The 20328-nt window shown below is 63.8% G+C and carries 21 protein-coding genes; 8 read left to right on the forward strand and 13 right to left on the reverse strand.

Annotated elements, in window-relative coordinates; genetic code table 11:
• From proS to AC3LCN_RS04935, 3 genes are all read left to right on the forward strand, one after another.
• A partial coding sequence (proS, locus tag AC3LCN_RS04925) for a proline--tRNA ligase (RefSeq protein WP_488648963.1) occupies positions 1 to 1469 on the forward strand: 1469 nt, incomplete at its 5' end.
• Positions 1469 to 2683, forward strand: coding sequence for a sensor histidine kinase (locus tag AC3LCN_RS04930; RefSeq protein ID WP_488648964.1), 1215 nt, complete (start codon positions 1469 to 1471; stop codon positions 2681 to 2683). The genes proS and AC3LCN_RS04930, both read left to right, overlap by 1 nt.
• A gap of 50 nt (positions 2684 to 2733) precedes the next feature.
• Positions 2734 to 3393, forward strand: a complete 660-nt coding sequence (locus AC3LCN_RS04935; RefSeq protein WP_488648983.1) for a glycerophosphodiester phosphodiesterase — start codon at positions 2734 to 2736, stop codon at positions 3391 to 3393.
• Here the strand turns inward: AC3LCN_RS04935 and AC3LCN_RS04940 are convergent.
• Both AC3LCN_RS04940 and phoU read right to left on the reverse strand, forming a co-directional pair.
• Entirely contained in the window at positions 3390 to 3914 is a 525-nt protein-coding gene (locus tag AC3LCN_RS04940) for a SixA phosphatase family protein (RefSeq protein WP_488648965.1), read from the reverse strand. The two genes, AC3LCN_RS04935 and AC3LCN_RS04940, sit on opposite strands and share 4 nt — an antisense overlap.
• The gene (phoU, locus tag AC3LCN_RS04945) at positions 3911 to 4660 is read right to left on the reverse strand and encodes a phosphate signaling complex protein PhoU (protein WP_488648966.1); all 750 of its coding nucleotides are present in this window, start codon (positions 4658 to 4660) and stop codon (positions 3911 to 3913) included. Before phoU ends, AC3LCN_RS04940 begins: the two co-directional genes overlap by 4 nt.
• Before the next feature lie 255 nt (positions 4661 to 4915).
• Here phoU and AC3LCN_RS04950 point away from each other — a divergent pair, with 255 nt between their 5' ends.
• Complete coding sequence (locus AC3LCN_RS04950; protein ID WP_488648967.1) at positions 4916 to 5812, forward strand: Ppx/GppA phosphatase family protein; 897 nt, start codon at positions 4916 to 4918, stop codon at positions 5810 to 5812.
• Here the strand turns inward: AC3LCN_RS04950 and AC3LCN_RS04955 are convergent.
• From AC3LCN_RS04955 to AC3LCN_RS04995, 9 genes are all read right to left on the reverse strand, one after another.
• On the reverse strand, positions 5809 to 6438 hold the full coding sequence (locus AC3LCN_RS04955) for a CYTH domain-containing protein (protein WP_488648968.1): 630 nt from the start codon (positions 6436 to 6438) through the stop codon (positions 5809 to 5811). The two genes, AC3LCN_RS04950 and AC3LCN_RS04955, sit on opposite strands and share 4 nt — an antisense overlap.
• Before the next feature lie 7 nt (positions 6439 to 6445).
• Complete coding sequence (ppk1, locus tag AC3LCN_RS04960; RefSeq protein ID WP_488648969.1) at positions 6446 to 8485, reverse strand: polyphosphate kinase 1; 2040 nt, start codon at positions 8483 to 8485, stop codon at positions 6446 to 6448.
• The gene (locus AC3LCN_RS04965; RefSeq protein WP_488648970.1) at positions 8482 to 8823 is read right to left on the reverse strand and encodes a gamma-butyrobetaine hydroxylase-like domain-containing protein; all 342 of its coding nucleotides are present in this window, start codon (positions 8821 to 8823) and stop codon (positions 8482 to 8484) included. Before AC3LCN_RS04965 ends, ppk1 begins: the two co-directional genes overlap by 4 nt.
• 70 nt (positions 8824 to 8893) lie before the next feature.
• Positions 8894 to 9604 carry a response regulator transcription factor gene (locus AC3LCN_RS04970; protein WP_488648971.1) on the reverse strand — a complete coding sequence of 237 codons (711 nt, stop codon included), beginning with the start codon at positions 9602 to 9604 and terminating at the stop codon, positions 8894 to 8896.
• 62 nt (positions 9605 to 9666) lie between these two features.
• Complete coding sequence (gene trxB / locus AC3LCN_RS04975; protein ID WP_488648972.1) at positions 9667 to 10716, reverse strand: thioredoxin-disulfide reductase; 1050 nt, start codon at positions 10714 to 10716, stop codon at positions 9667 to 9669.
• 39 nt (positions 10717 to 10755) lie between these two features.
• Positions 10756 to 12138: a coenzyme F420-0:L-glutamate ligase gene (gene cofE / locus AC3LCN_RS04980; protein WP_488648973.1), complete on the reverse strand. Its 1383-nt coding sequence runs from the start codon at positions 12136 to 12138 to the stop codon at positions 10756 to 10758.
• Entirely contained in the window at positions 12135 to 13082 is a 948-nt protein-coding gene (gene cofD / locus AC3LCN_RS04985; RefSeq protein ID WP_488648974.1) for a 2-phospho-L-lactate transferase, read from the reverse strand. The genes cofE and cofD overlap by 4 nt, the downstream gene beginning before the upstream one ends.
• On the reverse strand, positions 13079 to 14074 hold the full coding sequence (locus AC3LCN_RS04990; protein ID WP_488648975.1) for a TIGR03557 family F420-dependent LLM class oxidoreductase: 996 nt from the start codon (positions 14072 to 14074) through the stop codon (positions 13079 to 13081). Before AC3LCN_RS04990 ends, cofD begins: the two co-directional genes overlap by 4 nt.
• 2 nt (positions 14075 to 14076) lie before the next feature.
• Positions 14077 to 14520, reverse strand: a complete 444-nt coding sequence (locus AC3LCN_RS04995; RefSeq protein ID WP_488648976.1) for a TIGR03618 family F420-dependent PPOX class oxidoreductase — start codon at positions 14518 to 14520, stop codon at positions 14077 to 14079.
• 68 nt (positions 14521 to 14588) lie between these two features.
• On the opposite strand from AC3LCN_RS04995, the gene AC3LCN_RS05000 reads away from it, so the two are divergent.
• From AC3LCN_RS05000 to AC3LCN_RS05010, 3 genes are all read left to right on the forward strand, one after another.
• Entirely contained in the window at positions 14589 to 15368 is a 780-nt protein-coding gene (locus AC3LCN_RS05000; RefSeq protein ID WP_488648977.1) for a phosphorylase family protein, read from the forward strand.
• Positions 15369 to 15379: 11 nt separating this feature from the next.
• The gene (locus tag AC3LCN_RS05005) at positions 15380 to 16228 is read left to right on the forward strand and encodes an LLM class flavin-dependent oxidoreductase (RefSeq protein ID WP_488648978.1); all 849 of its coding nucleotides are present in this window, start codon (positions 15380 to 15382) and stop codon (positions 16226 to 16228) included.
• 268 nt (positions 16229 to 16496) lie between these two features.
• On the forward strand, positions 16497 to 16697 hold the full coding sequence (locus AC3LCN_RS05010) for a hypothetical protein (protein ID WP_488648979.1): 201 nt from the start codon (positions 16497 to 16499) through the stop codon (positions 16695 to 16697).
• On the opposite strand, the gene AC3LCN_RS05015 is transcribed toward AC3LCN_RS05010, so the two are convergent.
• Both AC3LCN_RS05015 and AC3LCN_RS05020 read right to left on the reverse strand, forming a co-directional pair.
• Positions 16694 to 17233 carry an SRPBCC family protein gene (locus AC3LCN_RS05015; RefSeq protein WP_488648980.1) on the reverse strand — a complete coding sequence of 180 codons (540 nt, stop codon included), beginning with the start codon at positions 17231 to 17233 and terminating at the stop codon, positions 16694 to 16696. The genes AC3LCN_RS05010 and AC3LCN_RS05015 overlap by 4 nt on opposite strands.
• The gene (locus tag AC3LCN_RS05020) at positions 17233 to 17823 is read right to left on the reverse strand and encodes an isochorismatase family protein (protein ID WP_488648981.1); all 591 of its coding nucleotides are present in this window, start codon (positions 17821 to 17823) and stop codon (positions 17233 to 17235) included. The genes AC3LCN_RS05015 and AC3LCN_RS05020 overlap by 1 nt, the downstream gene beginning before the upstream one ends.
• Before the next feature lie 38 nt (positions 17824 to 17861).
• Here AC3LCN_RS05020 and aceE point away from each other — a divergent pair.
• The coding region (gene aceE / locus AC3LCN_RS05025; RefSeq protein WP_488648982.1) for a pyruvate dehydrogenase (acetyl-transferring), homodimeric type at positions 17862 to 20328 on the forward strand (2467 nt) is incomplete at its 3' end.

Below are 20328 nucleotides of genomic sequence, written 5' to 3' on the forward strand. Positions count from 1 at the left end.
TGGCGATGACGCACGAGGAGGTCGTGACCGACCTGCTGCGCAAGCTGATCAACTCGTGGCGCCAACTCCCACAGCAGATGTATCAGTTCCAGACGAAGTGGCGCGACGAGCCACGGGCGCGCGGCGGACTCATTCGCGTGCGTGAGTTCACGATGAAGGACGCTTACAGCGCCGACCGTGATGAGGTGGGCCTCGACCGCTCCTACAACCTCTACTACCACGCCTACACGCGCATCTTCGCGCGCCTCGGACTCGAGGCGATCGCCGTGGCGAGCGACGTTGGCATGATGGGCGGCTCACTTGCCCACGAGTTTATGGCCTTCAGCAAGTTTGGCGAAGATAGCCTCGTGCTCTGCGATGGCTGTGGCGCTGCGGCAAACCGCCAGGTCGCCGCTGTGAAGCGCGAGATTCCAGCGAGTGCGCCACAGGAGCCGCTCAAGGAGATCGCAACGCCAGGTGCCTCAACCATCGATGAACTCGCGGCACAGCTCAAGGTACCTGCAGCGACCTGCGCGAAGGCGGTCTTCTTCGCCGACCGCGATGGCCGGCTGATCGTTGCCATTGTGCGCGGTGACGATGAGGTCGAAGAGACAAAGCTCACCAACGCTATCGGCGCTCGCGACCTGCGACCTGCCCGCGAGGACGAGATTCGCGCCGCCGGCATGGAGCCAGGCTACGCGTCGCCTGTTGGCATCAAGGGTGCAACCGTGGTCGTGGATGAGGTGGTCGCGTCGACCGCCAACATGGTCGCCGGGGCGAACAAGGCGGGCTATCACCTTACTGGCGTGAATGTCGGCCGAGACTACACGCCGACCACCGTCGCCGATATCGCCTCAGCGAAGTTGGGCGATGCCTGCCTCGCCTGTGGCGGCCAGCTACGCATCGAGAACGGCATTGAGGTGGGCAACATCTTCAAGCTCGGCACGCGATACACCGGCGCGCTCGGTGCGACCTACGCCGACGAGGCGGGGGTCTCCCACCCGATCGTGATGGGCTCGTATGGGATTGGCGTTGGTCGCGCGGTCGCCTGCATCGCCGAGGCGCACCACGACGAGAAGGGCCTCTCCTGGCCAATCTCCATCAGCCCATTCGACGCGCAGATTGCGATCGTTGGCGCGAACAAGGATCCGAAGGTCACCGAGATCGCACTCGCACTTGAGGCGGCGGCGGAGGCTGCTGGCATGGAGCTGCTCGTAGATGATCGCGCCGAGACCCCTGGCGTGAAGTTCGCCGACGCTGAACTGATCGGTGCCCCATGGATGATCACAATTTCACCACGCTCGCTTGACGCTGGCGGCGCAGAGGTTACACGTCGATCGACGGGCGAGCGCAGCGTCCTTCCAATCGGTTCGGTGCTCGAAGCGATTCGTGCCGCACAGATTGGCGACCGTGCCGCGATTGAGGCGGAGCTGCTCAGTCGCGGGTACCCACCGCGGCATGCAGCGCGCGACCCGCACCCAGCGGTCTGATGCCAGACTTCGTCATCGGGCTCGCAACAGTACTCATCTCTGCAGGGATCACTTATTTGATCGTTCGTCGTTTCACGGCGCAGGATGTTGCAACCGAGGCCGATCGCGCAGCGCGCGAGAGCAGCCGAGCAGATGTCGCCTGGGACCGCGCCGATCGCCGATCTGAGCGTCTGAACGCCCTCCTTGAGGCGACTGATGACGCTATCCTCCGCATTGGCTCGGATCTCGTGATCCGCGCTGCAAGCCCGGTCACCGGCGAGATCCTTGCGCGCGGCGATGTGCAATTCCGCGGCATGCCACTGATTGAGGCAACCGTAGACCTCCGGCTCGAGGAGCTCACCCGCAAGGCGATCGCAGGTGAGGTGCATCGGGGCGAGATTGATATTCGTGATGGTCGGATCGGGCACTCTGACGAGGCACGGCACGTCTCTGTAGTTGTGGCGCCAGATGGCGATGGTGGAGCCTGGCTTGTCTTGCGCGACCTTACAGAGGTGCGTCGACTTCGCCAGATCCGCACCGAGTTTGTCGACAACCTTTCGCACGAGCTGCGCACCCCGCTCTCCACGATTCGCCTCCTCGCGGAGACGATTGGCGGCGCTGCAGCCAAGGGAGACGTTTCTGGTGTGGCGAGCCGCAGCGCCAAGATTGAGGTTGAGGTGCTCCACCTCGTGCAGATGGCCGATGAGATGCTTGACCTCGCCACGCTTGAGGCGGGTGAGATCCGGCTCCGCAAGGCGGAGTTCGACCTCGTCGCCTTGGCCGAGGAGGTCGCCCTGCGATTTGCTCCGGTTGCGGCGCAGCACGGTGGGGGTGTTGATGTGATCGGAGCGGGCCCACTCCTCATCAGTGGCGACCGCGATCGCCTCCGCCAGGCGGTGGCGAACCTCGTACATAATGCCGTGAAGTACAGCCGCGAGGGCGGGCGAGTAGAGCTACAGATTGAGCGACTCGGCGATGGTGGATCGCAGATTGCCGTGATTGATCACGGCATTGGTATTGACCGTGCCCACCTTTCGCGCATCTTTGAGCGCTTCTTCACCGTGGAGCGAGTTGATGGTGGCGCAGGGGCCGTCGGTGGTGGCGGAACAGGGCTCGGTCTGGCGATCGCCCGACACGCCGTTCTCCGTCACGGTGGCGACATCACCGTTACCTCAACCGCTGGCGTTGGAACGACCTTCACGATGACGCTGCCAGCCGCTGGAGCCGCCTCCTGACTCTTCGTCTGAGCGCGATCGGTCGTGCCCGCGAGACACTCCAGCGCCCGATCCTCCTCGCACATCGCGGGGCCCACGACGCAACGCTCCGGGAGAACAGCCTCGCCGCGCTTGTTGCAGGCGCGGAGCAGTGCGATGGTGTGGAGTTTGATGTGCGCTTTAGCGCCGACGGGCAAGCGGTGATCGTGCACGATGAGACACTGGATCGAATCTTTGGGGTGCCACGGCGTGTCAGTGCACTCTCAGTTGGCGAGCTAGTGGGCTTAGGTGTGCCGACGCTCGCGGAAGCGCTGGCTGCCATGCCGGCCACCACGCTGATCGACCTAGAGCTAAAAGAGCAGCCCACCGACGCGCTCTTTGCGACACTCGTTGCCGCGCGCGGAGCAGAGGCGGAGGGGGTCGTCGTCTCAAGCTTCTACCCGGAAGCACTGCGCACGGTTGAAGAGCGCGCGCCTGGCTGGTCGCGTTGGCTGAACGCTGAAACCATGGCAGAGGCGGAGCGAGCGACTGAGCTTGGCTGCGTCGGCCTCGCTGTGGCGATTGATCTGTTGAACGATGAGAGCATCAGCCGCTGGCGAGCAGCGGGGCTCGAGGTTGCGGCCTGGACCCTTCGAGGCGTGCAGGGTGCCAGATGGGCGAGTGATCTGCGTCTTACTGCCCTCTGCGTTGAGGGTGAAGGGGCTACCGCCGCTCGCGCGACGAGGCGCTAACGCTCGCTCTTCGGAGCGCGAAGGTGCGCGGGCGGAACGAGCGCAACGAGGCGGCCGCTCCCCGGCGTATACGGGGCGGGGATGTCGATGCGGATCATGGAGCCCTTCTCAACGGGAATTGTTGCGATGCCGGTCAGCTCGGCGATCAGGTTTCCAAGGTGCGGCTGGTGCCCAACGAGGAGTAGGGCGTCGTTACTACGCCGAGAGAGGAGCTTGGCGACGTAGGCTGCTGCTGGGCCACTGGCAAGCTGCTCGTCGATGGTGGCGGTGGTCTCTAGCGCTGCGGCGATTACGGCGCAGGTTTCGGTGCAACGGCGAGCCGGGGAGGTTCGGAGCGATCCGACGTTGGTGCCAGCGGCAACGAGTGCCGCCGCAAGTCGGGCGGCCTGCTTGACCCCCTTAGAGCTGAGTGGTCGCTCTGCATCTGGGCCAATCCATTCGGCTGGATCACCAGCGTCGGCATGGCGGACGATGTAGAGGCGCTTCAACTCGTTGGTTGACGTCGAGCTGTCTGAACTCAAGGATTGAGGTCCTCAACCTCTCCAGAGGCAAGGTAGACGATGTCTTCGGCGATATTGGTCGTGCGGTCGCCGATGCGCTCGAGGTAGTGCGCTGCGAAGAGGAGGCGCGTCCCGCGGGCGACGTTGGACTCATCCGCCTCCATCAGGCGGATGCACTCATCAAACGACTGGCGGTAGAGGGCGTCAATCTGGTCATCGCTCACCGCCACCTCTCGGGCCCGTACTGGGTCGGCGTCAACGAGCGCCATCAGGATGCCGTGTAGCTGCGTTGCCGCTAGCTCGCCAATCTCGGGAAGATGCAGGTAGCGCTGCAGCGCTGGCTCTGGGGCGAGCTGCGCGGCAATCTTCGCGACGGAGGCGGCATGATCGCCAATTCGCTCGAGCTCGTACGCCACGTGGTTCATCATCAGGAGGTTGCGCAGGTCGCGGGCCACCGGGCTCTGTGTTGCGATGGTGGTCGTGATAGCCGTGATGACCTCGTGCTGCATATCGTTGATCTTCCGGTCGCCAATTATCACGGCGAGCGCCCTGTCGGCGTCGTGGGTTACGAGCGACTCGAGAGCCTCGCGGATTGCGGACTCCGCCATGCTCCCCATGCGGATCACGGTCTCTTTTATTGAGCGAAGCTCACGATCAAGCGGCTCACGGGCACCCTGTGGCGCAGCCGTGGCTGCACCATTATCGGTGCGTGCAAGGATCTCCTCGATCTCGTTCTCAACTCGGCCGTGGTCGTCTCCTGTTGCCATTTTCCCTCCTCGCTCTCCGCTGAATTGTTCTACATCCTACCGCCCTAGCCCCTCCAAGAGGGAATCGCGGTTCACGGTTAGGATGCGTGGATGTTGCCTGCTCGTCGTTCACGCAGTGTTCACGCGGAGAGGCCGCGTTCAGGCGGCGCCCCTCGCCCCCCCAAGGCTGCCCGTGGCCGGGTGGGGAGCTCTCAGGCAGGGATCCCGCGGGTCTGTGCCGTGGTCGATATTGGCTCCAATTCAACCCACCTGTACGTGGCGGTTTCGGACGGGGTGCGCCAAGAGGTGATCGCCGATGAGTCGATGCCGATTGAGCTCGGTCGGCTGGTTGAACAGGATCGAATGATAGGGCGCAAGGCTACGACGGCGATTAGTGATGCACTCGCGGCATTTCGTACGCGAGCCAGCATTCTGGGTGCGGATGAACTCTTCATCGTTGCCACCGAACCGTTCCGCCGTGCTCGTGATCAGGAGAGCGTGTTGCGCGCCCTGCGTTTCCCAAAGGTCAGCGCGCCGATCGTGCTGACCCATGAGGAGGAGGGGCTCCTCACCGTACTTGGCCTGCACCATGGACACGACCACTCTCTGCCACAGCTTGTCGTTGATATTGGTGGTGGCTCAACCGAAGCCGTTGAACTCCACCCTGGCGAACCTCCGCGCGCGATCGGTATCTCGGTTGGCTCTGCGCGCCTTATGGCGCGCGTCTCGTATCAGGACCCACCGCGCCCCCGAGAGTGGCAGGAGCTCCGTCGGCACGCCCAGATCGCGCTAGCCGACCTTACCGTTGCCGATGTCCACCGTCTCATCTTGGTGGGCGGGACCGCTACGCGCCTTCTCAAGCTTGTTCCGGCAACTCTCATCAGTCGCGCTATTCACCGCGATGATCTCGCAGCGATGGGGGAGCGGCTCGTGGCGATGACGGCGAAGGAGGTCGCGGAACGCTTCGCAATTTCGCAGCGCCGCGCGCGACTCCTTCCAGCAGGGATTGCGATCGTAGAGGCGCTCCTGCAGCGAACCACCGCGCGCGAGGTCACCGTTGACCGCGGCGGTATTCGCGAAGGTCTGGTCGTCGCCGTGGCACGAGCGGGTAATGGATGGCGCGATGCGCTGCCAACCCTCGTCATGGAGACTCGGGCAGGCTCCTCGCGCTAGAGCGAGATTGAGAGTAGGCGAGCTGCACGGTCAACCTTAGATTCGCCGCCGAGCGTAACGCCGGGGTGCACCGCGAACCACGCGCTGAGTTCGCTGACTGCACGAGCACGAGCCTCCAGGGAAACCGTGGCGAGAAACTCAATCTCTAGTTCCGTCCAGCGGCGTTCACCTTCGAGCGTCGGGACGCTCGCGCGCACCTCGTCCACGCTGAGGAGTGCAATCTCTCCGTCGCTATTAGAGAGCGCCGCGGGTTGGCGCTCTTGGCGAAATGTGAGATACGGCTGCAGGCGATCAAGCACGTGGGCGACGTCAACTCCAGCCTCCGTGAGCTTCGCGACAATCTCAGGGGGGAGCTCTTCGTTCCGTCCTGGTGCGCGCTCAATCTCTATCCGTTCACTCAGCGGCCCTGAGGTGCCCCCGGTTCGCTCAGACTTGAGCGTGTACCGCAACGCGTCGCCGTTGGATCGGCGGCGTCGTAGTCGCCAGCCGGCGGCGAGAATCTGGCCGCGATAGTCCAGGTACTCATCAAGGAGGTGGAGCCTGGGCTGAGTTTCACCGACTCGGTAGCCGTTGGGGAGTGTGGGGATGTGCGCGTGATCAAGAAGGAATTTCAACTCGCGCTCCATGGCGAGATTATGCCTGAGAAGAGGCGATTGCCACCTGTCTGAGGGTTTCAAACGATGAGTTGGCGGTGTCTGCGAGGCTCTCCCAGGCCCCGTCTGGCTGGAGCTCCCATGCGTTTGAGGTATCGGCGAGCAGTGCTGCGAGAATCTCATCAACCTTGCGGCATACCTTACCCTCCTCAAGTGGGAAGAGCACCTCAACGCGCCGGTCGAGGTTGCGCTCCATGAGGTCCGCACTTCCGGCAAAGAGTTCAACCCCCTCGGGGCCCGCGAAGCGATAGATGCGGCTGTGCTCGAGGTAGTCGCCGATGACCGAGCGGATTCGAAGGCGAGTCCCATGGCGCGCCGGGTTTGGCAAAAGGCCACACATGCCGCGCACGATGAGGTCAATGGAGACACCCGCTTCGGCGGCGTGGTCGAGGGCCGCAATCATCTCGGGATCAATGAGCGCGTTCACCTTGATGGTGATGGAGGTCTCAGCGCCACCTCGTGCCTGCTCGGCAAGCCGCTCAATGCGCGCCCTGATCTCACTGCGCAGGTGATCTGGCGCTACGAGGATGCGCTTGTACGCCGAGGTGCGCGCAGCACCAGTCAGGAAGTTAAAAAGGATCCCAACATCGGTGCCGATCGCATCGTTCGTGGTGAAGAGGCCGATGTCGGTGTAGCCGCGTGCCGTCTTCGGGTTGTAGTTGCCCGTGGAGAGGTGCACATATCGGTGAATCAAGGAGCCCTCTCGTCGAGCGATCAGCGTCGCCTTGCAGTGTGTCTTGAGACCCATCACGCCGTAGACCACGTGCGCCCCCGCCTCTTCAAGACGTCGCGCCCACTCAATGTTGGCGGCCTCGTCAAAGCGCGCCTTAAGCTCAACCAGCACCACTACCTCCTTGCCAGCCTGGGCGGCACGAATCAGGTGTGCAGGGATGCTTGAGGTCGCCCCCGTGCGATAGAGCGTGGAGCGGATCGAGAGAACATCGGGATCGTCGGCAGCCTGGGCGAAGAAATGATCGACACTCGCCTCAAAGCTCTCGTATGGGTGGTGCACCAGCAGGTCGCCTTCAGCGATCACCTTGAAAATGTCGCCGTTCGGTGACGCGCCTGATTTAGCCGCAGTGATGCGCGCTGGCGTGACCGGTTGCCAACGCGGAGCACGCAGATCAGGGCGAGGGAGGCTCGCGACTTGCAGCGCGACGGAGAGGTCAAGCGTGCCCTCGACAACCTGCACCTCGCCCTGGCTGATCTCAAGTCCCACCAAGAGCATCTCAAGCAACGCGCTTGGCATCTCGGTGCCAACCTCCAGTCGCACCACGCTGCCGAACCGGCGTTGCCGAAGCCCCTCTTCGATCGCTTCCAGAAGGTCGTCCGCTTCGTCTTCAGCGGTGTCAAGGTCGGCGTCGCGCGTGACCCGGAATAGGTGTGCGTCAAGGATCTCTGTGCCAGGGAAGAGGAGGTCAAGGTGGGCCAAGATCAGCTCTTCCATCAGGATCCAGTCGCCGTTACCGAATTGCACCATGCGCCCGAGGATTGTTGGCACCTTTACGCGTGCAAGTGAGATCTCCTGGTCGTCATGTGCACGGAGCCGTATCGCGAGCGAGAGGCTCAGTGAGCTAATCAGCGGGAACGGGTGGCCCGGGTCAACTGCGAGTGGGGTGAGGACGGGGAAGATCTCTCGCGTGAATCGCTCCGTCAGGATGGACTGCTCGGCGGCATCGAGGTCGGCCCACCTTTGAAGCGGTAACCCTGCGCTGCGCAGTTCCTCAACGAGCGTTCCCCAACTCTCTTGCGCGGATTCAGTAAGGAGGTCGGTCGCCTCACGAATCAGTGCAAGCTGCACGTCGGGGGTTCGGCCGTCAGGTCCAGGGGTGCGTACGCCGGCGACCTGCTGATCTCGAATACCGGCAACGCGCACGCCGTAGAACTCATCGATATTCGATGCGACGATGCCAAGGAAGCGGAAGCGATCGAGAAGCGGCCGCTTGCTGTTTGACGCCTCAGTCAAAACGCGCGCATTGAAGGCGAGAAGTGAGAGCTCGCGACTGACGCCAAGTGTCATCGTGGGGCACTCATGCAGGTGGCGCATGAGCATCGCTGGCGAAGCAGCGTCCAGGTGTAGTAGCCGGTGCGATGGCCATCGCCCCAGAAGAGGCAGAGCGCATAACTGCCAACCATTTCGCCGCCTTCGAGTTTCGTCTGGCTCGGGCTGAGGATCGGATTGGCGTCGAGCCAGCCAGGTAGGCCAGCCTCACCGCGGCAATAGGCACAGGGGCAGAGCCATCGCAGCGGAATCGCCTCATAGATGCTCACATGGCCATCGCGCCAATCCAGCTCAAGGCGCTGCTGCTCACGGAGGATGCGAATGGCGACGGGAGCCCCCTGTGCTGGTTCTTGCATAGAGGGATTCTAGGGTTCTCAGGTAAACGCCAGATGAGCGCGCGCGAACGAGGCGCTTATCTCGTGTTGGTTAGGCGCCACTGAGCCGGTAGCCAACCCCACGAACCGACTCAGGAAGCGGGCCACCAGCCCCCTCAAGCTTGCTGCGTAGGCGTGCGACGTGTGGCTTCAGCAGCAGTGGGTCAGGAGCGGACTTGTTGGGCCAGGCACCGGCAAGGAGTCGCTGTTGCGGCACAACGCGGCCCTTGACGGCGGCGAGGGCCGTCAAGATCTTGAACTCGGTCTTGGTGAGGGAGAGGAGTCGTGGTCCGACGTGGACCTCATGCCGACTGATGTCGATGCGCAGGCCTGCAGCGCCAACGATCGTACGGTCGCGGGCGGAACCATCGGCCGGCTCACCACCACGGCGTAGAGCGGCGCGAACGCGGGCGAGAAGCTCTTGGCGGCCGAACGGCTTGGTGACGTAGTCATCGGCGCCAGCATCTAGAGCACTGACCTTCGCCGCCTCGCCTGCTTCGCCAGTCAGCACGATGATTGGCGTGGCGCTTCGAGTACGAATCTCATGAATGATGTCTAGCCCGTCGCGATCAGGAATGGCAAGGTCAAGAAGCACCAGAGCTGGCCTCATCGCATCAAACTTCTTGACCGCTTCGACGCCGTTTTCGGCGGCGTGCACTAGGTAGTCGCCGGCGGTCAGCAGGGCTGAGATCGCGCCAAGCAGCGCCTGATCGCCATCAATAACCAAGACCAACGCTCGCGAGGTAGCCAATGTGTTGCTCACGTGGCGAATGAATCGAGTGACTCGGTGTCTCTGCGGGCGAATTCACTATCTCGACGCGACACCTAAGACCTCGAGGCGTCGCGCTCCGCGAGCCAGCGCTCCGCGTCAAGTGCGGCACGACAGCCATCACCCGCGGCGGTGACCGCCTGACGATAGCGATGGTCATGCACGTCACCGGCAATAAAGACACCGTCGATCTGGGAGGCGGACGTCTCGCTCTCAAGCTGCAGGTAACCCGCCGCGTCAACTGGAAGTGCACCGCCAAGCATTGCCGTATTCGGCTTGTAGCCGATCGCAACAAAGAGCCCACCGGCGGCGAGTCGCTCCGGGGCGCCAGTCGCACCAGGAGTGGTGTCACGCAACATGACGGCCTCGGTGCTCTTCTCTCCGAGTACCTCAATAACTTCGCGGTTCATGTGTAGCTGAATCAGTGGATGCGCTTCAACGCGCGAGATCATGATCTTGCTGGCGCGGAAGGTTTCACGGCGATGCACGACGTGCACCTTGGTTGCGAAGCGCGTCAGGAAGAGCGCCTCTTCAAGAGCGGTGTCTCCGCCGCCAACCACGACGACCTCCTGCCCCTTGAAGAAAAATCCATCGCAGGTTGCGCAGGCGCTGACGCCACGCCCACGAAGGCGGGTTTCAGACTCAAGTCCGAGCCAGAGCGCCGATGCACCAGTCGCGATGATGATGGCTTCGGCACGGAATTCGCGACCAGCACTCCACACCCGGTGAGGCTGAGCACTCAGGTCAACGCGGTCAACATCTTGGTCGACCATGACCGAACCGAACCGCTCTGCCTGCGCGCGCATCTTTGCCATCAGCTCTGGGCCGTCGATCCCATCAGGGAATCCTGGGAAGTTTTCGACCTCGCTGGTCAACATCAGCTGCCCGCCAGGGGCGTAGCCACCGATCACGATAGGAGTCAGGGCGGCCCGAGCGGCGTAGATCGCCGCCGTAAGGCCAGCAGGCCCAGAGCCAAGAATCAGCAGCCTAGTCTCCGTTCGGGCGGCGGCTGCGGCGCTGGTGGCGACAGTAGGCTCCGCCGCTGGTGTAGCCGCGCCGAAGTCGATCGTCAGCCCGAATCCCTTGGGGGTATCTGCGTTTGCCATAGAGGGATTCTACGCCTTACGTAGAAATGGGCTGACCGCCTACCGGAAGAGGTCCCAATCGGGGGGCATCAGGCTCGACCGGGCGCTCCCATCCTCTGCGACCTGAGGGTGTGCACCGCGGATAAGGGCGAGCGGGCGACGGGCGGTCTTGCCGAGAGCGAGTTCGGCGGTGGCGGCGATCTGGTCGGCAACTGCGCGCACCGTTGCGGCCATCATTCGCCCGTCGGCGTCGGGCTTGCCGCGCAGATCTTCCAGCGCCGCAATGCCAGCAACGCCAATCGCAACGTCGGTGATGCCCAGACGCCACGGGCGGCCGAATGAGTCGGTGATGATGACTCCGGGCGCCACGCCGGTGCGCAGGCGGATCGCCTCACGAATCGCACGCGCCGAGCCATCGGGATCGCGCGGCAGGAGCGTCACCACCTCGCCACTACGCGGGCCAACGTTGCTGGCATCTACGCCAGAGTTTGCGAGAACAAACCCGTGCGTGGTCTCGGTGATGATCACGCCGCGATCCATGCGCACGACGCGTACCGCCTCTTGCAGCACCACTTCGACCTGGCGCGCGTCGCGACCCCACTTCGTTGCGTACTCCACCGCCTCTGGTCGTGGCGTGATGGTGGTTAGCTCAACGATGGCCCCCTCCGCCTTCGAGACAATCTTCTGGGTAACGGCGATCACATCGTCACTGCGCAGGCCGCCAATCGCGCTCGTCGCTGCGATCGACGCCACACAGCTGGCGATCATGGCTGGCAGGTCGTCGCCCGATTGGATCTCACCGAGTCCGTCAATGGGGAGTGCGAGTAGGCCCTCCATCGACGCTGGCGTGGCAGTTAATCGCTCGCGCTCCATGGCGACCTTCAGGTCGTCGGGGGTATCAAGGTCGGCGGCGAGTGGTGAGCTGAGCCTCTCCACCGCGCCCCCATCGCGACTCAGCTCGTTGCGATGCGCCGCTGCGCTGTTCACTCCGAACTGCGGCGTAAAGGTACGTGGGAGTGGCACCAAGAGCGCCGAGGTTCCGCCATCAGGCGATGCAAGGAGACCCGGCTGCGACCCCGACCAACCGCTCAGGAGCGCATCAATGTTCGTCGCCGAAATCTCGGCAAGGTCCACCGGCAGAATTAGCACTGCAGATGCGCCGCTCGTGGCTGCGTGGCGTATGCCGAGCGTGATCGCCGCATTCAGTTCAACGGCACCGTCATCGAGCGCCTCGTGTCCGCCACTTCGCGCAAGCGCGCGGGCGAGCGGATCAGGTGAGACGAGGATGACGCTGTGGAGGCTCGCGGCGCGACCGAGCGCCAAGAGGGTGCGCTCAAGGAGGCGCGCTGAGAACTCGCGACGCTCCTCCTCACTGAGGGCTGGCGCCATGCGCGACTTCGCCGAGTCAATCGATCGGAATGGGAGTACAGCGGTGACGGTCATGAAACGGCGAGGACGGCGCGCGCCACGGCGAGGCGCGCAGCATCGTCAGACATTACGATCGGCGCAGCAACGATCTTGCGAACGTGTGGCGCGAGCGCGGCGGCGAGCGAAGGGGTGAGGTCAGTGGGCTCAACGAGGAGAGCATCCATCAGACCGGTTAGATGTTTGGCGACGCCCGCTGGTGAGACGTCGAGCCCTGCGGCGGCGAGCATGCGGTCAGCCGGCCCCTTCAGCGCCTTCCCGCCAACAATCGGCGAGACTCCCACAACGAGTGCGCCACGAGAACGTGCCGAAGCGATCGCCTCGCGAATGCCGGGGATCGCAAGGATCGGGCCAATTGAAATCAACGGATTCGATGGTGCGATCACGATTCGCTCGGCGGTGGCGAGGGCATCGAGCGTCTCGGCGGTTGGATGTGCCGCTTCAGCGCCATCAAATGCCACCTCAAGCACCTCAGGCTTCGCCTGGGCGCCGACAAACCAGGGCTGGAACTCCATCCAGCCATCTGGAGTGCGCAGGCGCGTGCGAAGTGGGTCGTCGGTCGCCATCAGGATGGGCGCCTCGGCGAGTCCGAGCTTGCGCTGGATCTCGCGATTCACCTCGGTCAGGCGCCCACCAACGCGGAGTCCCGCGGTGCGATGAATGTGCAGCGCAAGGTCGCGATCGCCAAGTCGGAACCAGTCAGGTGCACCGATCTTGCCGAACTGCTCGAGGGCGTTCCAGGTTTCCCCTGCGAGACCCCAGCCGCGCTCTCGGTCACCGAGATCGGCGAGGGTATAGAGCAGGGTGTCGTGGTCTGGGCAGATGGTGAGACCGTGCAGCTCAAAATCGTCGCCCGGGTTCGCGATGATCGAGAGATCGCCAGCTGGAAGTGCCGCGCGGAGGCCGTGGGCGAGCTTCGCTCCGCCAACGCCACCCGCAAGGAGTGCGACGCGCGGGCTCACGCTGTAAGTGCGGGGAGCACCTCGCGCCCGAAGGCGGCGGCCCATTCGGCTTGATTTCGACCCACGTTGTGGAGGTAGATCTTGTCAAAGCCCATGTCGAGGTAGCGCTGAATCGTCTTGCGGTGCGTCTCAAGATCGCTAGAGATCACCATACGCCCAGCAAAGTCCTCTGGTCGTACGAGCTTCGCCATCTGCTGGAAGTCGGCAGGGTTGCGAATATCTTGCTTGGGGAACTTCATCCCGCCGTTCGGCCACTCGCGTAGGGCGTTGGCAAGTGCCTCCTCATCGGTTGAAGCCCACGATAGGTGTAGTTGCAGAATCTTCGGCATGGTGTCTGGGTTCTTTCCAGCTGCGCGCGCCCCTTCGGCGAACTTGTCGAAGACGGTTTGAATCTTCTCGTCGGCAGCGCCAACCGTGATGATGCCGTCGCAGAGTTCACCCGTCTTCCTGGCGGTGATTGGACCGGCGGTCGCCACGTAGATTGGTGGCGGGGCAGGGGGGAGCGTCCAGAGGCGCGTGCTCTCCAGCTGATACCAGTGACCGGAGTGCTTCACCTCCTTGCCGGTGAAGAGCTTGCGGATGATTTCGATCGCCTCGAACATTCGTGCGATGCGCTCGCCAACTTCAGGCCAGTAGCCGCCAACGACATGCTCGTTGAGTGCCTCACCAGAGCCGAGGCCGAGCCAGTGGCGACCCGGATACATCGCTTCGAGTGTTGCCGAAGCCTGCGCGACCGTTGCCGGATGCATGCGCCAGCCTGGGCAGGTGACGCCAGGGCCAACGTCACCCTTGGTGCGTTCGGCAAGCAGTGTCATCACGTTCCACACAAATGGCGCGGAGCCCTGCTCGGGCACCCACGGCTGGAAGTGATCGGCGGCCATGACGCCGCTGAAGCCTGCCTGCTCGGCGGCTACGGAGTACCCGACGACCTCCGTCGGGCCGAACTGCTCGAGCATTGCGGCGTAGCCGATCTTTGCGGCGCCAGTTCCCATAATCACTGATCCCCCTTCGTCTGATCGGCGGCAGGAGCGCCGCTTGCGAAAACGCTCTCAGCGTAGATCTCGATAAGAATACGTTGCTGGGAGCGGAAGACCTTGATGTTCCTGGCGAGCGCAGCGGGATCAGACAGGTAGCGTGCCGCCATGCGCCCGATCTGCACCTGGGCGCGCTCCTGGTCGTCATCGAGGCGAACCCGCCCCAGGATTTGCACATAGTCGTACTCGTCTTCGACCATAAAGGTGCAGCGGGGGTCACGGCGGAGGTTCGCCGGCCACCGGCGACCCTCGGCACTGTTCACCAGGATGCGGTCGCCGACGAGTTCGTACCAGACAACTGCGGCAAAGGGGGCCCCATCGGCGTCGATCGTCGAGAGCGTTCCAAAGCGCGGCTGGTCGAGGAAGGTCCGAATTGCGGGATCGAGGATTCCTCTTGGGCTCATGAGGCGTACGCTACACGCAACGGAGCCCGCCGTCCTTAGGGTGGGCCCAGAAGTTTCGGAGGTGCTCCATGGCCCAGATCCATCTACACGCCGAGAGCGGCGACTACGCCCCAATCGTCCTCATGCCGGGAGACCCGAACCGCTCCAAGCGGATTGCAGCACGATTCGATGGTGGACTTGAGAAGGCGAAGCTCGTCAACGAGCATCGTGGCCTCCTCGGCTACACGGGAACCATCAACGGCGTGCCGGTGAGCGTTCAGACGACGGGAATGGGAACACCAACGACCAGCATCGTGATGGAAGAGCTGCTGAATCTCGGCGTTGAGACGTTCGTGCGCATCGGCACCTGCGGTGGCTTCCTACATCTGGAGACGGGCGATGTGATCGTCGCCTCGGCGGCGGTTGCAAGCAGCGGTATTGGCCCAATCCTTGGATTCGACGAGCCGACTGCGCCAACGGCTGACTTCGACGTGACCAACGTTCTCGTTGCGGCGGCGAAGGCCGAAGGCTTGACCACCCATGTTGGACCGATCGTCACCTCTGACGTCTTCTACGATCCAAACCCAGCGGGCACAGCGCGTTGGGGAGCACGTGGCTATCTCGGCGTAGAGATGGAGTCGGCCGCAATGTTCCTGCTCGCGATGCGTGAGCGCGCCAAGGGTCGACCGGTTCGCGCTGGAACAATCCTTACCGTGTCCGACACGATCCGCGACCCAAAGGTTGTCGCTGAGGCGCGCAAGGGCGGCAGCGAGCCGTGGTACCGACTCCCTGAAGATGAGTTGATCAAGCGCATTGACCTAACGATCGGCGCCGCACTCAAGGCTGCCGCCACACTCGGCGCTCGCTAGCGCACTCACCCGTGACGCGAACTGCGCCGCTCCCAATCGGCATCGCCCTCGGCACCATCGGCCTCGAGGGCGATGCGTGGCTGCGCACCGCCGCGCTCCTCGCTACAGCGCCGATTGATCGCATCTGGATCTGGGATCACCTGATGGGGCGCGGCGCGCCGGAGCGCCCGGTGCTTGAGGCGACCACCTTGGCCGCCGCCGCACTCGCGCTCAGTCCGAATCTGCATGTCGGCACACTGGTACTCGACGTGACGAAGCGGCACCCAGCGCTCACCGCAAAGATTGCGGCGACACTCGATGCGATCGCTCCGGGGCGATTCACGCTCGGCATTGGTGCTGGCGGCGATGCTGCAGAGCACGATGCGCTGGGCATGCCCTACGGCGAAGTGGGTGAGCGCATCGCGGCGCTGACCGAGCAGGTTGCGGTTGCGCGCGCCATGTTGGGCGGCGAGCCGAGCGAGCACCTCACGCTCAACGCGCCAGGGAGTTTGAACGGTGCGGCGAGTGCCCCACGTCCAGGCGCCCGCTTACGCCTGCTCATCGCTGGCGACCATCCGAGCTCGATTAGCCTTGCTGCCTCCCACGCCGACGAGTGGGTTGCCCCGGCCGCAACATTTGCCCCGGGCCTGGCCCAGTTGCGCGAGCGCGAACGCGCCGACGGTCGCGCCGTGCCAGTGGTGCGCACGCATTTGCTACACCAGCTCAGTGCGAGCGAGAGGCTGATTGATTCGCCGTTCGGGAGAGATCCGGAGGGGGTACTGGCAGAGGCTCAGTCCGCTGGCGCCAACGGACTGATCGTGACGGTGCGTACCGAACGTGATGCCGAAGAGGCGCTCAAGCTTCTAGCGAAACTGCGATGATCTGTGCATGAATAATGCTCCCCTGCGCGATCAGGTCCAGCCGTGTGTTCGTTGCGGTGCGCCCGTCTCTTTGCAGACTGCGCTCTGTGAGCGATGCAACCCCCTAGGTCTCGCACAGCCGTCAGCCAGCCAGAGCCACGGAACGGTTTTTCTCGGTATCGGGGCCGCGGTTCTCCTATTAGCGGCTCTCGCCGGGAGTTCATCACGGGGGATTGGCCCCTTTACCTCCGCGATGAGCGCAGGGAGCTCCGTGCCAGGAGGGCTAGCCGTGACTATCACCGTCACGAATACGGGGACTACGGCTGGGTCCGCCACCTGCCAAGTCACGACGAGCGTTATCGGCCGCGCCGGCCTTTCCGAGATCGTCTCCACGTCGCGCCTTGAGCCGGGGGCCACGATCACTGTCGATCGCCAACTCAAGAACTTTGGCAGCGACCCCATCCCACTCGCAATCTCCTGCGGTGACTAGCTCGCCGTCGAGCCCTCCTCCAAGATGCGCTTGAGATGGCGCAAATCCGACCGAAAGATCGCACCGAGGATTGGTCGCTGAACGAACCCTCCGACGTGTGCAAAGAGCGGCGGCCGCAGGTACTCCATCCAATCAATGCGCGTGTGCGTTGCATCAATCTCTGTAAAACGCAGGAGCCCCTCGCCAACGAACTTCCCCTCATGTCTAATTGCAAAGGTGCTCGGTGGCTCGAACTGCGTGATCACCACGTCATCGGTCGTTGAGATGCCGAAGATACGTACGGTGGCGCGACCGCGCGACCCGGGCTGAACCGGTGGCGGCGTGAGCATCTCAACGCGTTTCATCTCGTGCATCCATTCGGGCTGACGCGCAATATCTGAGGCGTAGGTCCACACGTCGGAGCGCGGCGCTGCAATCTCAATAGTGAGGTTGATCTCGGGTCGTCGGATCGCACCTGAGCGGATCAGCTGCCCGAGCAGCAACTCAACAAATATCGCGCCAATCAAGCCGCACGCGGCGAGCAAGAGCAGTGCCATTAGCAGAGCACTCCGCCCGCGGACTCAATCTCTTGAAGTGCCGCGGCTGTATCGCCTTCGCGCAGCTCAACGCCAGCGGTTGCGGCGACGGCCACCTCAACGGTGAATCCCGCGGTGAGCGCATCGAGTGCGGTTGCCTTGACGCACCAGTCGGTCGCAAGGCCACAGACCGTCACGAGCGTCACACCAGAGCTGTGGAGGAGCGCTGCAAGTTCGGTGGAGCGAACCTCACCGGTGATCGGATTGCGCAGCGAGAAGGCGCTGTAGCCATCCTCGCCAGCGACCCCTTTACGAATCACCACATCGCCAGGCCGTTGCGCCAAGACCGCCTCGGGGAGGAGTTCCGCCCCTGGGCTCCCCGCGACGCAGTGCACCGGCCAGGTGCCGCCCTGTGGGGAGAAGTGCGGTGTGCTCTCGGGGTGCCAATCCTGGCTCCACACGACGAGCTCGCCGTGGGCCCGGGCGCGCTCAACGAGGCGCAGCACGTACGGGAGGGCGGCGTGGGCACCGGCAACGAAGAGGCTCCCCGAGGGGTCGCCGAAGTCGACCTGCAGGTCGACGATCAGAAGGGCACGCTGCGGTTTTGCCATACCCGCATCCTCGCACGGGGCGCTACCCTTGTGGAATCGTGCAGACCTTTGACTTCCTTGAGCAGATCCCCGACGCCGACCCAACGGAGACGGCACGCCTGATCGGTGAGATCGAGCGCTCCATCGCTACTCACGGCCCCGAGCGCGCCAAGCTCCTGCTGATGCGCCTCCTCGCGCGAGCGCGCGACCTCGGGGTTGACCTCCCGACCCTCGTCACCACGCCGTACATCAACACCATTAAGACGAGTGATGAGCCCACCTTCCCTGGCGACGAGGCGATGGAGACACGCATCCGCCACATCATTCGCTGGAACGCCGCCGCCATGGTGCTTCGCGCAAACAAGGCCCACGCCGGCATCGGCGGACACCTCGCCACCTACGCCAGCGCGGCGAGCTTGTACGAGGTTGGTTACAACCACTTCTTCCGCGGCAAGGAGGGCGGCGCGGGCGATCAGATCTTCTATCAGGGGCATGCCGCCCCCGGCATCTACGCGCGCGCCTATCTCGAGGGGCGCATCAGCGCGCCGCAACTCGATCGTTATCGACAAGAGACGGCCGGACATGGTGGCCTCCCGTCGTATCCGCATGCACGCCTCTTGCCCGACTTCTGGGAGTTCCCAACCGTCTCCATGGGCCTCGGCGGCATCGGTTCGATCTATCAGGCGCGCTACAACCGGTACCTCCACAACCGCAGCCTGACCGATACCTCGGGGAGCCGCGTCTGGGCCTTCCTGGGTGATGGCGAGATGGACGAGCCGGAGTCCGCTGGCGCGCTGACCCTTGCAGCGCGCGAAGGGCTCGACAACCTGACCTGGGTGGTGAACTGCAACCTGCAGCGACTCGATGGCCCGGTGCGCGGCAACGGCAAGATCATTCAGGAGCTCGAGGCGCTCTTCCGCGGTGCTGGCTGGAACGTGATCAAGGTGATCTGGAGTCGCGAGTGGGACGAACTCTTGGCGAACGATGCCGGCGGGCATCTCGTACGCAAAATGGACTCGACCGTAGATGGCGAGTTCCAGAAGTACATCGTTGCCGGTGGCGGCTACATTCGCGAGCACTTCTTCGGCCCAGAGCCAGAGCTCGGCGCGCTGGTGAAGCACCTCTCCGACGACGACCTTGTCCGTCTTCGCCGCGGCGGTCACGACTACCGCAAGATCCATGCTGCGTACGCCTCTGCTGTAGCGCACAAGGGTGCGCCGACGGTGATTCTGGCCAAGACGGTGAAGGGCTACTCACTCGGGCCGTCCGTTGAGGCGACGAATGTTACGCACCAGGCGAAGAAGCTCTCCGAGGCGGAACTCTTCGCCTTCCGAGATCGACTTGGGCTGCCGATCCCTGACGAGAAGATCCCTGAGGCGCCGTACTACCACCCTGGCCCAAACAGCCCCGAGGTCAAGTACATCAACGAGCGCCGCGCCGCGCTCGGTGGCCCGCTCCCAACCCGCATCGTGCACCCAGTGACCTGGAGCGCGCCAGAGGCGGCGGTCGATGCCGAGTTCGCCGCCGGAAGCACCGTGCCAGTTAGCACCACCATGGCGTTCGCCAAGCTGCTTCGAAACCTGTTGCGGGATCCGAATATTGGCCAGCAGATCGTGCCGATCGTTCCAGACGAGGCGCGCACCTTCGGCATGGATCCGCTCTTCAAGCAGAGCGGCATCTATGCGCCGTTCGGTCAGCGCTACGAGCCGGTCGACTCCGAGTTGCTGTTGAGCTATCGAGAGTCGCAGAGCGGCCAGCTCCTTGAAGAGGGGATCACCGAGGCTGGCTCCATGGCCTCGTTCCAGGCGGCCGCGACGGCGTATGCCACGCACGGCGTGCCAACGATTCCGTTCTACGTCTTCTACTCTATGTTCGGCTTCCAGCGCGTGGGCGATCAGATCTGGCAGGTAGGCGATGCACGCGGCCGCGGCTTCTTGATTGGTGCCACCGCCGGCCGCACGACACTCGCCGGCGAAGGGCTACAGCACGACGATGGCCACTCGCAGATGATCGCGCATCTGCATCCGCACGTGGCCGCCTATGACCCGTCATTTGCCTACGAGATGGCGGCGCTGATTCGCCGCGGTATGGATCGCATGCACGGTGGGCATGAAGACATCCTCTACTACCTCACCATCTACAATGAGAACCAGTCGCAGCCGGCTCGCCCTGATGGGGCACATGTCGATGAGGGGATTCATCGTGGCCTCTATCGCTTCGCGGAGGCCGATGCCAGCGCGAGCGGACCAATCGTTCGTCTCTTTGGCTCGGGCGCGATCATGGGCGAGGTGCTCGCCGCGCGCGACCTGCTGCGCGAACGATTCGGTGTCCGCGCCGAGATCTGGTCGGCCACCTCGTATTCAGAGCTGCGTCGCGAGGCGCTCGTTGTGGAGCGGTGGAACCGCCGCCACCCAGAGAGTGCGCCCCGAACGTCGTGGATGCAGGATCAGCTCGGCAGTGGCGGTGCGCCAATCGTCGCCGCCAGCGACTGGGTGACGGCGCTCCCTGACCTTCTCGCCCCATGGA

The organism is Candidatus Limnocylindrus sp., assembly GCF_040397215.1.
Lineage (GTDB): Bacteria > Chloroflexota > Limnocylindria > Limnocylindrales > Limnocylindraceae > Limnocylindrus.